The 13,330-nt window shown below is 71.7% G+C and carries 16 protein-coding genes; 9 read left to right on the top strand and 7 right to left on the bottom strand.

Going from position 1 to position 13,330, the window contains the following annotated elements; translation table 11 throughout:
• Positions 1-40 precede the first annotated feature (40 nt).
• Entirely contained in the window at positions 41-895 is an 855-nt protein-coding gene (locus tag ACFVJX_RS19540; RefSeq protein WP_384132189.1) for an alpha/beta hydrolase, read from the top strand.
• 37 nt (positions 896-932) lie between these two features.
• Here the strand turns inward: ACFVJX_RS19540 and ACFVJX_RS19535 are convergent, their stop codons facing one another.
• On the bottom strand, positions 933-1,964 hold the full coding sequence (locus tag ACFVJX_RS19535; protein ID WP_384132191.1) for an alpha/beta hydrolase family protein: 1,032 nt from the start codon (positions 1,962-1,964) through the stop codon (positions 933-935).
• A gap of 278 nt (positions 1,965-2,242) precedes the next feature.
• Here ACFVJX_RS19535 and ACFVJX_RS19530 point away from each other — a divergent pair, with 278 nt between their 5' ends.
• The gene (locus tag ACFVJX_RS19530) at positions 2,243-2,860 is read left to right on the top strand and encodes a TetR/AcrR family transcriptional regulator (RefSeq protein ID WP_384132194.1); all 618 of its coding nucleotides are present in this window, start codon (positions 2,243-2,245) and stop codon (positions 2,858-2,860) included.
• Positions 2,861-3,018: 158 nt separating this feature from the next.
• Here ACFVJX_RS19530 and ACFVJX_RS19525 read toward each other — a convergent pair whose 3' ends face one another.
• The gene (locus ACFVJX_RS19525; protein WP_384132197.1) at positions 3,019-3,369 is read right to left on the bottom strand and encodes a winged helix-turn-helix transcriptional regulator; all 351 of its coding nucleotides are present in this window, start codon (positions 3,367-3,369) and stop codon (positions 3,019-3,021) included.
• Between the two features lie 47 nt (positions 3,370-3,416).
• Here ACFVJX_RS19525 and ACFVJX_RS19520 point away from each other — a divergent pair, with 47 nt between their 5' ends.
• Positions 3,417-4,304: an NAD(P)-dependent oxidoreductase gene (locus ACFVJX_RS19520; protein WP_384132200.1), complete on the top strand. Its 888-nt coding sequence runs from the start codon at positions 3,417-3,419 to the stop codon at positions 4,302-4,304.
• A 178-nt stretch (positions 4,305-4,482) separates the two neighbouring features.
• Here the strand turns inward: ACFVJX_RS19520 and ACFVJX_RS19515 are convergent, their stop codons facing one another.
• Positions 4,483-5,310: an alpha/beta fold hydrolase gene (locus ACFVJX_RS19515; protein ID WP_384132203.1), complete on the bottom strand. Its 828-nt coding sequence runs from the start codon at positions 5,308-5,310 to the stop codon at positions 4,483-4,485.
• 88 nt (positions 5,311-5,398) lie between these two features.
• Here ACFVJX_RS19515 and ACFVJX_RS19510 point away from each other — a divergent pair, with 88 nt between their 5' ends.
• A complete protein-coding gene (locus ACFVJX_RS19510; RefSeq protein WP_384132303.1) occupies positions 5,399-6,022 on the top strand; it encodes a sigma-70 family RNA polymerase sigma factor in 624 nt (207 codons plus the stop codon).
• A gap of 39 nt (positions 6,023-6,061) precedes the next feature.
• On the opposite strand, the gene ACFVJX_RS19505 is transcribed toward ACFVJX_RS19510, so the two are convergent.
• Positions 6,062-7,180 carry a DUF4037 domain-containing protein gene (locus ACFVJX_RS19505; protein WP_384132206.1) on the bottom strand — a complete coding sequence of 373 codons (1,119 nt, stop codon included), beginning with the start codon at positions 7,178-7,180 and terminating at the stop codon, positions 6,062-6,064.
• A 112-nt stretch (positions 7,181-7,292) separates the two neighbouring features.
• Here ACFVJX_RS19505 and ACFVJX_RS19500 point away from each other — a divergent pair, with 112 nt between their 5' ends.
• The 3 genes from ACFVJX_RS19500 (at position 7,293) to ACFVJX_RS19490 (ending at position 10,022) form a co-directional block, all read left to right on the top strand.
• Complete coding sequence (locus ACFVJX_RS19500; RefSeq protein WP_384132209.1) at positions 7,293-7,781, top strand: MarR family winged helix-turn-helix transcriptional regulator; 489 nt, start codon at positions 7,293-7,295, stop codon at positions 7,779-7,781.
• Positions 7,782-7,916: 135 nt separating this feature from the next.
• Positions 7,917-9,446: an MFS transporter gene (locus tag ACFVJX_RS19495; RefSeq protein WP_384132212.1), complete on the top strand. Its 1,530-nt coding sequence runs from the start codon at positions 7,917-7,919 to the stop codon at positions 9,444-9,446.
• A gap of 6 nt (positions 9,447-9,452) precedes the next feature.
• Positions 9,453-10,022 carry a TIGR03618 family F420-dependent PPOX class oxidoreductase gene (locus ACFVJX_RS19490; protein WP_384132214.1) on the top strand — a complete coding sequence of 190 codons (570 nt, stop codon included), beginning with the start codon at positions 9,453-9,455 and terminating at the stop codon, positions 10,020-10,022.
• Between the two features lie 40 nt (positions 10,023-10,062).
• Here ACFVJX_RS19490 and ACFVJX_RS19485 read toward each other — a convergent pair whose 3' ends face one another.
• The gene (locus tag ACFVJX_RS19485; RefSeq protein ID WP_384132216.1) at positions 10,063-10,665 is read right to left on the bottom strand and encodes a helix-turn-helix domain-containing protein; all 603 of its coding nucleotides are present in this window, start codon (positions 10,663-10,665) and stop codon (positions 10,063-10,065) included.
• 74 nt (positions 10,666-10,739) lie between these two features.
• On the opposite strand from ACFVJX_RS19485, the gene ACFVJX_RS19480 reads away from it, so the two are divergent.
• Positions 10,740-11,117 (top strand): hypothetical protein, encoded by a 378-nt coding sequence (locus ACFVJX_RS19480; RefSeq protein ID WP_384132219.1) that lies wholly within the window; start codon positions 10,740-10,742, stop codon positions 11,115-11,117.
• Positions 11,118-11,311: 194 nt separating this feature from the next.
• On the top strand, positions 11,312-11,770 hold the full coding sequence (locus ACFVJX_RS19475) for a DUF2199 domain-containing protein (RefSeq protein ID WP_384132306.1): 459 nt from the start codon (positions 11,312-11,314) through the stop codon (positions 11,768-11,770).
• Here ACFVJX_RS19475 and ACFVJX_RS19470 read toward each other — a convergent pair.
• Together ACFVJX_RS19470 and ACFVJX_RS19465 are read right to left on the bottom strand one after the other, a co-directional pair.
• Positions 11,767-12,441: a TetR/AcrR family transcriptional regulator gene (locus ACFVJX_RS19470; protein ID WP_384132222.1), complete on the bottom strand. Its 675-nt coding sequence runs from the start codon at positions 12,439-12,441 to the stop codon at positions 11,767-11,769. The two genes, ACFVJX_RS19475 and ACFVJX_RS19470, sit on opposite strands and share 4 nt — an antisense overlap.
• Positions 12,442-12,483: 42 nt before the next feature.
• Positions 12,484-13,302: a TetR/AcrR family transcriptional regulator gene (locus ACFVJX_RS19465; RefSeq protein WP_384132225.1), complete on the bottom strand. Its 819-nt coding sequence runs from the start codon at positions 13,300-13,302 to the stop codon at positions 12,484-12,486.
• Between the last annotated feature and the right edge of the window lie 28 nt (positions 13,303-13,330).

The raw sequence follows: 13,330 nt of genomic DNA, 5'->3' as shown, positions 1-13,330 counted from the left end.
GCGTCTTGTTTCCGAAGATCGGCCTGTTGGAGGCTGAGGCATGCAGAATCCACCGACCTACGTACTTGTCCACGGGTCCTTCGCGAATTCGTTCTCGTTCGCACCGCTGCAGGCCGAACTCGCCCTGCTCGGGCACCGCTCGGTCGCGGTCGATCTTCCGGGGCACGGATTCGAGGCGACCTTCCCCGCCTCCTACCAGGCTCCCCAGGACCTCGACGCCCTCGCGGCCGAACCCGGAGGCATCAAGGGAGTCACACTCGCCGACAACGCCGCCCGCGTGATCGAGGTCCTGGAGCGGGCCGGGCGGAACGGGCCCACCGTTCTCGTCGCCCACAGCAGGGGCGGCATCACGGCCACCGCCGTCGCCAACGCCCGGCCCGAGCTGATCGACCGGATCGTCTACGTATCCGCCTGGTGTCCCGTCGATCTGGAGGTGGGCGGCTACTACGCCCAGCCGGAGATGGCGGACGTCGACACGGGGGCCTTCGCCGGCACGCTCGTCGGGAACCCGGCCGAACTCGGCCTGCTCCGGACCAACTTCCGTACCTCCGACCCGGTGGCGCTCGGCGCGTTCAAGCAGGCGTTCGCCGCCGACCTCACCGACGACGAGTTCCGCACCTTCCTGAACACCTTCCAGCCCGACGAGAACCTCGACGCCGGTACGTCCGCCGACCGGGCACAGGCCACGACCTGGGGCCGGATCCCCCGGACCTACGTGCGTCTGGCCGCCGACGCCAGCGTTCCGCCCGCCGTGCAGGACCGCATGATCCGCGAGGCCGACGTACTCACCCCCGACAACCCCTTCGACGTCCGGACGCTCGACGGGAGCCACCTGCACTGGCTGGTCCACCCGAAGCCCGCCGCCGAACTGCTGGCGGCCCTCGCGGACCGCTGACACACCGCAGGGACGGCGGCCGCCCTCATCCGGCGACCTACTTGGACTCCACCCGCCCGAGCGGCTCCGATCCGGCCGCCAGCGCAGCGCACTCCGCCTGCCATGCGGTGTCCCCGGGGTAGAGCTCCGTACGGAGGTAGGCCCAGGTGAGCCGCTGGACGGCGGCGACCCGGGCCGGGTCCTGGTCCGTGGTCTCGGCGACGTCGTATCCGGACACTCCGCCCAGCCCGTGTTCCGCGCCGAACAGGGTCAGCAGGGACTTGCGGCCCGGGGAGAGGGTGTACGGGTCGGCGTGCCAGCCGGGGCCACGGACCGTCAGGTGGGGCGAGGCGTCCTCGTCGCCCGCGACCACCAGCGCGGGCGTGCGCATTTCGGTGAAGTCCATGGTCAGGAAGACGGGGTAGTTCGTGGCCGCGAACTCGCTGAGGGCGTCGCCGCCCCTGCCGGGCGCGGCCAGCAGAACGCCGGCCCTGATCCGGGGATCGGCCAGTTCCGCCACCTTCCCGTCCTGCGGATCGGTGAGCCGGGCGCCCAGCAGCAGGCTCGCGGTCTGCCCGCCCATCGAGTGCCCGGCCACGGCTGCCTTGCCGTGGTCCAGGCGCCCGCGGAGCTGCGGAACGGCGGCCTCGATCTCGTCGAGGCGGTCGAGGACGAGCGTGATGTCCTCGGCCCGCGAGCGCCAGTACAGCGGCGCCCCGGGGGTTTCGGGGTCCAGGCTCAGGGTCGAGGAGCTCAGATGGGTGGGCTGGATGACGACGAACCCGTGCGCCGCCCAGAAGTTGACGAGGGGGGCGTAGCCGTTCAGCGAGGAGAGGTGGTCCGAGTGACCCTGGCCGTGCGAGAGGAGGATGATCGGCAGCTCGTCGCCGGTCACGGGCGCGGAGACCCGGAGCTCCAGGTCCACGGCCCGGCCGGGGGCCGGCAGCACCACCGGCGCGACCGAGAGGACCTGAGCGGCCGAGCCGGAGCTGCCGGAGCTACCGAAGGTGGCAGGCGTCGCGGACGTGGCTGGCGTGCCGGACGTGCCGGATGTGCCGGACGTCGCGGACGTGTAGGTGGAGTCAGTCATGATGTGCGTTCCCTTCAGTGACCTCTGCGACCTCTGCGTCCCGTGCGCCCTGTGCGACCGCTGTCGCCGGGCTTCTTCTTCGGCGGGCTTCATCGACCGCCCTCCGCACGGGCGACCGTGGCGGTGGCGGGCAGCGGGCGGTGAGACGGTGAGGCGGTGAGACGGTGAGGAGTGTCCGGCCTCCGCTAGACTAGAAGCGGAGCACCGTTCCGATTAAGAACGATACGGAACACCGTTCCGCTTTGTCAACGACCGTCGAACGTGGAAAGGGGAGCAGGGTGCCCACCACAAGCGGGCCGGGCCGGCCGGCCGGGTCCGGAGAGGTTCCGGCCCGGAGCAAGCGCGCCGACGCGCTGCGCAACCAGCAGACGCTGCTCGCCGCCGCCGCCGAGGTGTTCGTGACCTCCGGCGTCGACGCGCCGATCCGGCAGATCGCGGCGAAGGCGGGCGTCGGGATGGGGACGATCTACCGTCACTTCCCCACCCGGGCGGACCTCGTCGTCGCCGTCTACCGCCACCAGGTGGAGGCCTGCGCCGAGGCCGGACCCAGCCTGCTGGCGAGTACCGGTTCCCCGTTCGCCGCTCTCCGCCAGTGGGTCGACCTCTTCGTCGACTTCCTGGTCACGAAGCACGGGCTCGCCAACGCGATGCAGTCGGACAGCAGCGGCTTCGAGTCGTTGCACACGTACTTCCTCGACCGTTTGACGCCCGCCTGCGCGCAGTTGCTCGACGCCGCGGTGGAAGCCGGCGAGATCAGGCCGGGGACGCGGCCCCATGAGCTGATGCGCGGTATCGGCAACCTCTGCGTGGGCCGGGACAGCGACCCCCGCTACGACCCCCGCCGCCTGGTGGACCTGCTCCTGCGAGGACTGCGGGAGCAGCAGCGGCCTTCCTGATGTGACGGCCCCTCACCGGTCTCGCCCCGGCGCCCACCCACCCACCTTTTTGTGGGTACTTGGCAGTCGCACCGACCCGGGCGAACCTGGTTACGGAAGACGGCGGGGCGCCGCAACCGGCCGGAGGAAGGGGGTCATGCCGTTCCGCGCCGCCCGCGTCAGGACGGCGATGACGTCCCGGTCAGCCGCTCCAGGCGGCGGTGGCCCCAGTCGGACAGGGGCGCCAGCGCCTCGGAGAGCTCCCGCCCGAACGGCGTCAGGGAGTACTCGGTCCTGAGCGGCAGTACGTCGTACACCTCCCGGTGCACCAGCCCGTCGTGCTCCATCTCGCGCAGCCCCTGCGTCAGCACCTTCTCGCTGAGGCCCGGCAGCCGGCGCCGCAGTTCTCCGGGGCGGCAGGGCCCCTCCTCCAGGAGCCAGAGCAGGGCGGTCTTCCACTTGCCGTCGATCACCGCGATCGCGGCCGTCACTCCGCAGACATTCGGGTCCTGTGCACGGCTGCGCGTCATCTCGGTCTGTCCACCACTCTCGTCAACGTCCTCAATGGAGTCGAACCATGTCCACACACTCCGAACAGTCTGCCGTCACCGTGCTCGGCCTGGGCCCGATGGGCCGTTCCCTGGCCCATGCGTTCCTGGACGCGGGTCTGCGCACCACGGTCTGGAACCGGACACCGGGCCGGGACCGCGAGCTGGTCGAACGCGGCGCCACCGGGGCCCAGTCGGTCGCGGAAGCCATCGCCGCGAGCCCACTGACCGTCGTGTGCGTCGTGAACTACGACGCGGCCGACGCCGTCCTGCGGAGCGACCCGGCCACGGAGGCCGCCAAGGGGCGCACGGTCGTGAACCTCACCGCGGACACCCCGGACCGGGCCCGCTCCACCGCGGACTGGGCCGCCGGGCACGGCATCCGTTACCTGGACGGCGCGATCATGACGCCGACCACCACCATCGGGACACCGGCGGCCGTCTTCATCCACAGCGGACCGGCAGAGCTGTACCGGGAGGTGCGGCCGGTCCTGGACGCGCTGGGCGGCGCCCATACGCATCTGGGCGAGGAGATCGGCCGGGCGGCGGCGCACGACATCGCGCTGCTGGACATCTTCTGGACCGCGATGAACGGCTTCGCGCACGCACTGGCCCTGGCGCGGGCGGAAGGCATCACGGCGCGCGAACTGGCCCCGTTCGCCATGGGAATCGGCGCCATCCTGCCGCCGCTCTTCGAGGGTTACGCACAGGCGCTGGACGACGGGGACTTCACCGGCAGGGACAACCCGCTCACCTCTGCGGCGTCCTCCATGGCCCATATCGCCGACACCTCGGAGGCCCATGGCATCGACTCGGGCGTCATGCGCGCGGCCGAGCGCCTGGCCCGGCGGGCCATCGACGAGGGCCATGGCGCCGACGGTTTCATCAGGATCGCGGAACTGCTCGGGCATCGGTGAACTGCGCTTGCTGGCAGGGGATTCGAGGCCGCACTCGGCGTGCACGCCGGGGCGTCAGGCCGCACTCCACATGCCAGCCGGACCTTCAGACCGCACTCCACACGTGCCAGCCATGCCTTCCGACCGCACTCCGCCTGCACGCCGGGTCTTGCGGGCGGAGGGAAGTGGGTCCGTGCGGCTACGCCAGGAACGCCGATACGGCAGCCCTGAAGCGGCCGGCGTCGTCGATCCACGGGTAGTGCCCCGCCCCCGGCTGCACGACGAGCTCGGCGTCGGGGAACAGGGCGGCGAACTCGGCCACCGACCCGGGCGGGCTGTTCAGGTCGAACTCCCCGGCCAGCAGCAGCACGGGGGCGCCGAAGGCCGCGATCGCCGCACGGGTGGCGTCCGGGTCGAAGGCGCCGTCGGCTCCGAAGCCGGTGACGGCAGCGGGGTTGTCCGGCCGGCTCGCCGCGCAGTGCTCGCGGGCGGCGGCGTCCCACCGGCCGTAGAAGAACGGATTCACGGCCTCCCAGTCGCCACCCGCTCCCCGGGTGATCGCCTCCAGCGCGGCGGACGCGGCCGGGTACCACGGCTCGCCGTCCCGGAGCGCCGCGAGTTCGCGACGGGTCTCTCCGGTGATCTCGATGCCGACGGCCCGGGTGCCCGGGGTGATCAGGGCGAGCCTGCCGACGCGCCTCGGGAACCGGGCCGCGTACTGCGTCGCGATGTTCGCACCGGCCGAGTGTGCGAGCAGATCCGCCCGCGACAGGCCGAGGTGTTCGCGCAGCGCCTCGATGTCGTCGACGAGACGGTCGCAGCGGTAGGACGAGGCGTCCTCGGGCACGGCGGACAGCCCGGTGCCGCGCAGGTCCGGGACGATCAGCCTGCGGTGTCGGGACAGACCGCCGAGTCCGCCCAGGTAGCGGGAGTCCGCAGGGCCTCCCGGGACACAGACGAGCGGTTCGCCCTGCCCGTACGTGCGGTAGGCGAGCCTGGTGCCGTCGGACGCGTGGAAAGTGGTCATGGGATCGACGCTGTCAGCCATAACCAGGTTCTACAACCTGGTTATGGCTGACGCCTCCACCCCCGCGCCCAGGGTGTATAACTTGGTTGTGGGAGACGGCGAGAAGGACACGAAGGGGAGCCCCGGGACACCGGGCACCGTGACGCTGACCGAGGACCAGGCCGCCCGCATGCTCGCCGGGATGAACGACGTCATCCGCGCGGGCGAGGAGATGCGGAAACTTCGCTCCGAAATGATCAAGCTGTTCATCGGCTTCGGCTGGACCCAGGACCGCATCGCCCGGCTCGCCGACATGAGCCAGCCCGCCGTGTCCAAGCAGGTGACGAAGTACCACTCCGCCGACCGGGAACCCCCGATGGACCTCTCCCTCGGCCAGCGGGACGCGCCGTGGCTCGAAGGCCGCCTGTGGGGAGTGGCCGAGGACATCGCCGAGACGTACGCCGACACCGCCCGCTGCGCACGCCACGTCCTCGCCCTCGCGCGGGGCAGGAAGCATTTCACCCCGCAGAACGTGGACGCGCTCCGGCGCCTCGTCGAGGACGATCTCCTGCGGTACGGAGAGGAGTTGGCCGTCCATCGCGAGGCGTACGACGAGATCGCCCGAGGCCTCGACGTGCCACCCCGCCCGGTAACAGCCCCCGCCGGTTCGGCCTCCGTACGCCGCACCCTCGCCCACCGGATCCAGCGCGACCGACTCCGGGACGACGCCTGACCGCGCGATGAGCCAGGACCTCGTCCGGAGACGTCCTCCTCAGTGACGGGCGGACGCCGCCCCCGCCGCCCGGAGCACGTCCCCACCCGCCCCCATCAACAGGTCGGTGCTGTCCACCCATTGGTCCACGCTCCCGACCAGCGAGCGGTCACGCAGCTCCGGGTCCGTGACCGAGGCGGCCAGCGGGCGGGCGAAGCGTTCCGCGTGCAGGACCAGGAACGGTCTGCCGTGGTACGGGCGGGGCGACGGGTCCACCGGGTCGACCAGGCCGCTCTCGTTCTGCCGGATCGCCACCACCTCGTACGCGGCGCAGAGATGGCGCTCCCGCTCCGGGTACCCCGTCGCCGCGAGCGCCCCGCGCAGGGACGGCAACAAGGATTCGGCCACGTCCAGTTGGGCGAACGCGCTGCCCAGCCACTTGCTGTACGGCGCGTAACGCCGCTCCAGCAGCAGGCCCAGCCGCATGAGGTCGCGCACCAGCCGGGCCGCGACGACGGCCGAGCCCAGTTCGTCGCCGACCTCGGCGCAGCGCCCCACGAAGGCCTCCTCCCGGGAGATCCGCTGCCACTGGCAGGCCAGGAGATAGCGCCACACCTGTTCGGGGTACCGGGCCAGCCGCCGCCGGGCGGTGGTGAGAAGGCCGGGGCCGTCGTGGAACACCGCGCCGCCGGTGATCCCGGCGAGCCTCTGCTGCGGCATCGCGAGCCAGTCCCGCACTGAAGGCTCGGCGACCGAAGCGTCGAAGCCCGCCTCCCGGGTCAGCCACTCGCCGACGCCGTACGTGAGCACGCGGTGGTTGACGGGTCCAGCGGTCAGTTCCATGTGCCCGACGGGGTCGAGCGGATCGTCGGCGGGACGGAAGTGGGTGGGCCAGCCGCGGATCTCCTTCGGCAGCCGGTCCGCCAGGAGACGACGGATCGCGTCACCGTGCGCCGCGAGGTCCTCCGGCGCGAGGAAGAGGTCCAGCCGGGGGCCCCAGTCGTGGTCGGCCGACCGGGCCGTGTCGAAGCCGAGCACTTCCGAGCCCGACCCGATCCTGGCGGCAGCGTGGGCGAGTCCGGGGAACGCGTCTTCCAGGACCGGCCGCACCGCTTCCTCGTACAGGATCCGGGAGAGCTCCAGACCGGGCAGGAAGTCGGCTTCGGTGGGCGGCGTCATACGGACACTCTGCCGGGGCGGGTGCGGATCGGCGAGCGAAATTGTCCGGGCCCGGCAGGGGCAGTTCTTTTGCGGACGATCCGCCACAGAACGAATTGTTAGGCTGGTGAACATGACCGCCATGGCACCCACGCGCACCGCACCGGACCTCTCCTACCTCCTGGACCACACCAGTCACGTCCTGCGGACCCAGATGTCGGCGGCACTCGCCGAGATCGGACTCACGGCACGGATGCACTGCGTACTGGTCCACGCCCTAGAGGAGGAGCGGACCCAGATCCAGCTCGCGGAGATCGGCGACATGGACAAGACCACGATGGTGGTGACCGTGGACGCCCTGGAGAGCGCGGGCCTCGCCGAGCGACGGCCGTCCAGCCGGGACCGGCGGGCGCGGATCATCGCCGTCACCGAGAAGGGCGCGGAGGTCGCCGCGAGGAGCCAGGAGATCGTGGACCGGGTGCACACGGAGGCCCTGGCCGGCCTGGGCCGCGGGGACCGGGAGACCCTCCTGCGCGCTCTGGCCGGGCTGACCGAGGGCCGCCTGTCCACCCCGGCCGAGACCCCCGGGACGGCCCGCCGGGCCCGCCAGAGCCAGAAGTAAACGCACCCGGCCCGCACCGACCTACCCAGCACCCCGCATGGCCGGCATCCGCAGAGAATGGAACCGAAAGAAATAGTCCGCAACAAAACCATCTGTTAGCGTCTCTCTTGTCGTCCCAACCGACAGGAGAGTCCGATGTCCGCTCCCTTGCCTGCCGACGCGCCTGCCGACGCGCCCGCACACACGCCTCCACACGCGCATACCGGGGCACCCGCCGCCACCCCCACGACCGGTCCGTCCACCGCCCGTGCGCGGCGGCTCGCGCTCGGGGTGATCGCCACCGGCCTGTTGATGACCGTGCTCGACGGCTCGATCGTGACCGTGGCCATGCCCGCCATCCAGAGCGACCTCGGGCTCTCACCGGCCGGCCTCAGCTGGGTGGTGAACGCCTACCTGATCGCCTTCGGCGGCCTGCTGCTGTTGGCCGGCCGGCTCGGCGACCTCATCGGCCGCAAGCGGATGTTCCTGGCCGGGACCGCGGTCTTCACTGCCGCGTCGGTACTGGCCGGCGCTGCCGGTTCCCCCGCCCTGCTGATCACCGCACGCTTCCTCCAGGGCGCGGGCAGCGCCATGGCCTCAGCGGTCGGTCTGGGCATCCTCGTCACCCTGTTCACCGAGAGCCGCGAACGCACGAGGGCCATCGCCGTGTTCAGCTTCACCGGAGCGGCGGGGGCTTCGATCGGCCAGGTGCTCGGCGGGGTCCTCACCGACGCCGTCGGCTGGCACTGGATCTTCCTCATCAACCTGCCGATAGGCGTCACGGCGCTGCTTGTCGCGGTGCGCGTACTCCCCACCGACCGGGGTCCCGGCCTCACCGCCGGGGCGGATGTCCTCGGCGCCGTCCTGGTCACATCGGGGCTGATGCTCGGGATCTACTCCGTCGTCGAGGTCGGGACGTACGGCTGGCTGTCGGCGCACACGCTCGGCCTCGGGGCCCTCGCGGTGGTCCTGCTCGCCGGGTTCGTCGCCCGGCAGGCCACTGCCCCGGCCCCGTTGCTGCCGCTGCGCATCCTGCGGTCGCGAAGCGTCTCCGGCGCGAACCTGGTCCAGATGCTCATGGTGGCCGCGCTGTTCTCGTTCCAGATCCTGGTCGCCCTGTACCTCCAGCGGGTACTCGGCCACGGCGCGGCGGCGACCGGCCTGGCCATGCTGCCCGCGGCGGCCGTCATCGGGGCCGTGTCACTCGGCGTCTCGGCCCGGCTCGGCGCACGGTTCGGCGACCGGAACGTACTGCTGCTGGGGCTCGCCCTGCTGATCGCCCTGCTCGGCCTCCTCACCCGGGTACCCGCGCACGGTCACTACGCCACCGATCTGCTGCCGCTGATGTTCCTCGCCGCGGGCTTCGGCCTGGCCCTCCCGGCGCTCACCGCGCTCGGCATGTCGGGGGCGGGCGAGGAGGACGCCGGACTGGCCTCCGGGCTGTTCAACACCACGCAGCAGATCGGCATGGCGATGGGCGTCGCCGTCCTCTCCACCCTTGCGGCCTCCCGCACCGACACCCTGCTCGCCGCGGGCCACGGACGGGCGGAGGCGCTGACCGGCGGCTACCACCTGGCGTTCGCGGTCGGCGGCGGGCTGCTCGCGGCCGCCTTCGTCATCGCGCTGACGGTACTCAGACGTCCCTCAGGCCATCCGCCCGTGCCCGAAGACCAGTTGAGAGGTTGATCCGCAATGACCGAGCAGCACCCCACCCCCGCACCGCAGACCGCACCGCAGGTCGCGCCCGCCGAGGACGAGCTGCGGACCGCGCCCGCCGAGGACGAGCCGCGGCACGGCCCCGGCACCGGTCCCGGCCCGCGGGTACTCACCGACGCCGAACTGTCCCGCCTGCTCCAGGAACAGCGGTTCGGGGTCCTGGCGAGCGTGCGGCGCACCGGGCACCCGCATCTGACCACCGTGCACTACACCTGGGACCCGGAGGAACGCGTGGTGCGCGTGTCCAGCACCGCCGACCGTCTCAAGCCCCGCCAACTGCGTACCGATCCGCATGCGGCGCTGCATGTCGACGGCCCGGACGTGTTCTCGTTCGCGGTCGCCGAGGGCGAGGCCGAGGTGTCCGCGCCGGCCACCGAACCCGGCGACGCGGTGAGCCGCGAACTGCTCTCCATGGCACCCGATTTCGCGGACCCGGCCGAGCAGGCGGCATTCCTGGACCAGATGGTCGCGGACCGGCGCGTCGTGATCCGGCTCCGCGTCTCGCGGCTGTACGGAACGGCGTTGGACATGCCCGCCGCGGAGTGAGCAAGCCAGCCTGGAGCAGGCCCTGCGGCCGGCCCCTGCGCTACGCCTCGTCCAGCTCCGCCGGCAGGGCGGGCCGGGGGCCCTCGTCGGGCACCATCACCAGGCGGACGGCCATCTGCCGGGCACCGGGCGGGTGTTCGCCGGGAGCGGTCATGTACTTGCGCATGAGCGTCTCGTACTCCTCGGCGAACGAGGCGACCTGCTCCTTCGTCATCCGCAGTCCCGAGCGGTAGATCCGGTTCCAGCCCTCGGAGGCGTCGTACCCGGCGTACGCCTTCACGACCAGGCCGAGGTCATGGGTCATCCGCAGTGCGCCGATCTTCACCGCGGCCTCGCGTTCGTCGGCCGTCATCTCCAGGCCGGGCGGGGTGAAGATGTCAGTCATGAGCGACCGCCACCAGCGCTCCCGGCCGGCGGACCGCTCCTCGATCTCCGCGATCAGCTCGAGGTCGGCCAGCTTGCGCAGGTGGTAGCTGGTGGTGCCGGTGCTCTCGCCGAGCGCCTTGGCGACGCCGGTGGAGTTGGCCTCGCCGTGCTCCCCCAGGTAGCTCAGGATGTCGCGGCGCACCGGGTTGGACAGCGCCTTGTAGAAGGCCTTGAGGTCCGGGCCGGTGAGCACTCTCTTCTCGGGGCGCTCGACCATGTCGGCCAGCGTACTGCAGAGGTTCTCTGCAGTGATCACAGCGATCGAGCACGGCAGATCACACAATGCAGAGAATGTTTGCAGAATTTCTCTGCAATCGCTACGTTGGTGCGGGCGGGGAGGCGTCACCGGACGCCGCCGGACTGCTCCCGGGGGTCGTTGTGCGGAAACACCTGGTCGGAACCGAGTCACTGGACACCCGGATGCGGGACGAGATCGACGACCAGGTCGCGGAGGCGTTCGACGCCTACCTGGCCGACCGGCTGGCCGAACCGGGGCCGCTGCGCGCGTCCGTGACCCGGGGCCGCACCGCCCTGGTCGTTCTGGGCACGGTCGGGCTGGGCGCGCTCGCGACGGCCGTCACTCCGGGCGGTGGCGCGGGCACCGGCTGGATCTGGGGCGCCATCGCGCTGATCGACGTCGTCTGGCTGCTGACCGCGCGTCGCCGCTGACACCCCGGGCACCGCTGTCGCCCCGGGCACCGCTGTCGCCCCGGGCACCGCTGTCGCCCCGGGCACCCCGGGAGCCCGCGGCGAGGGGCCGATGCGGCACCGGCGCGCGATGGAGAGGCTCTAGGATCCCGCCCATGGCCCCCGACCCCGGCTACATCTGCACCCGCTGCGGCGGACACCACACGGAAATCCCGATGGGGTACTCGACCATGGCCCCCGACGTCTGGGACGCGAGTCTGGAGAGCGACCCGGACAGCATGCTCTCGACGGACCAGTGCATCGTCAGACACGAGCACTACTTCATCAAGGGCCTGATCGAGATACCCGTGGCAGGCAGCGAGGAGCCGTTCTCCTGGGGCGTCTGGGTGTCGCTGAGCCGGGAGAACTTCGGCCGTGCCCTCGACGTGTGGGAGACCCCGGGCCGGGAGGCCGAGAAGCCGTACTTCGGCTGGCTGACCACCGAGCTGGGGCTCTACTCGCCCCGCACGACCAACCTGAAGACCAACGCGCACACCCGCCCCATCGGCCGGCGCCCGCTCATCGAGCTGGAGCCGACCGACCACCCGCTGGCCGTGGAGCAGCGGAACGGGATCACGCTCGACCGGGTCCGCGAGATAGCCGAAGCGGTCCAGCACGCCGAGGACAGCCCTTAGCGCTCCAGCCCGGAGCGCAGTTGTACGAAGCCCAGCTCGGCCGCATCGACCGCACCCCCGTGCACCTGGTCCGCCGTCCGTCCCTCGCTGATCAGGCGCCAGTTGTCGATGGCCAGGACGCGCAGGACCGCGACGATCTGGCCCGCGGCCAGCCGGTCGGGCGCCCGGTTCCCGAGGGCACGGGCGAGAGCGTCCTCGGAGCGGCTCTGGTACGCGTGGATCCTGGCGACCAGGGACGGCGTCCCGTACAGCAGCCGGTGGAACGCCAGCACCTCCGGGACGTCGCAGAGACCGGTGACCGGATCGCGCCGCTCCAGGCCGTCCAGGAAGTGGCGCCGCAGCGCGTCCAGCGGGGATTCGCCGTCCGCGCGGGCGGCGACCACCCGGGCGGACTCGTCCATGTGGTCGGCGAACCGGTGCAGGACGAGGTCCTCCTTGGACGGGAAGTACCGGAACAGCGTCGGCTTGGAGATGTCCGCGGCCGCCGCGACCTCCGCCACCGACACCTTGTCGAAGCCGCGCTCCAGGAACATCGAGATCGCGGCGTCGGAGACGGCCTGGTAGGTCAGCTGCTTCTTCCGCTCGCGCAGGCTCATCGGTGCGTTCGGCCCACGGGGCGCGTCCTCGCCCGCCGCCGCACCGGACCTGGGCTTCTCTCCGCTCATGACCATGAAGCGTACGCCCTTGACCTCAACCGGACTTGACGTCCACCGCTACTCAGCGCCGTCCCCGTCATCCGCCTCCGCCCCGCCGCGCCCCCGCTCCCCCTCCCGCTCCCGGATCAGCACGTCGATCCCGTCCAGCAGCCGTTCGAGGCCGAACCGGAACTCGTGCTCGGGGTCGTTCGGGGCCCATATGGCGCCGGTTGCCATCAGCCGGGAGAGCGCGGGATGGCGGCCGGGGTCGACGAGCCGGTCCAGCGTGCGGGAGCAGCCCTCCACGACCTCCCGCACCGGCACTCCGCGCGCCTCGACGACTCCGTCCAGATCACTCATGAGCAGCGCCTCGTTCCGCACGAAACCACTGACCAGAAGAATGACGGAGACCGCGTCACCCGGCCCCAGACCAGTGCCTTCGATGGCCTGGAGCCCCTGTTCCCACCAGGCGGCCGCATGCGGGCTCGCGGGCGGCCCGGAGACCGGAATGCGGACCATCCACAGATTGCGGTGGAAGACCCGACGCTGCGCCCAGGCCCACCGGGAGAGCGCCTCCCGCCAGCCGGCGCCTTCCTCCGGGGCAGGCAGCGGGGGCGGCGGCCCCATGGCCGCCTCCCGCATGAGCACATGGAGCTCGTCCTTGGCCGCCACGTACCGGTAGAGCGACATCGTGGAGGCACCGAGATCCTTGGCGACCCGGCCCATGGACACCCCGCCGAGCCCTTCGGACGCCGCCACCGTCACCGCGGCGCCCACGATGCGTTCCAGGCTCAGCCCGGGCCTGGGCCCCTTCACCGGGCGCGCCCGCAGCCCCCAGGCGGCCTCGATACTGGCCGGCAGGCCCGTACCGCCCGGCGAACCACGCCCTTCCGTCACCTGGACCCGCCTTCTTCCGACGCGCGGA

The sequence above is a fragment of the Streptomyces sp. NPDC127177 genome (assembly GCF_042672475.1).
GTDB lineage: Bacteria > Actinomycetota > Actinomycetes > Streptomycetales > Streptomycetaceae > Streptomyces.
This window is presented reverse-complemented; position numbering and strand designations above follow the sequence as displayed.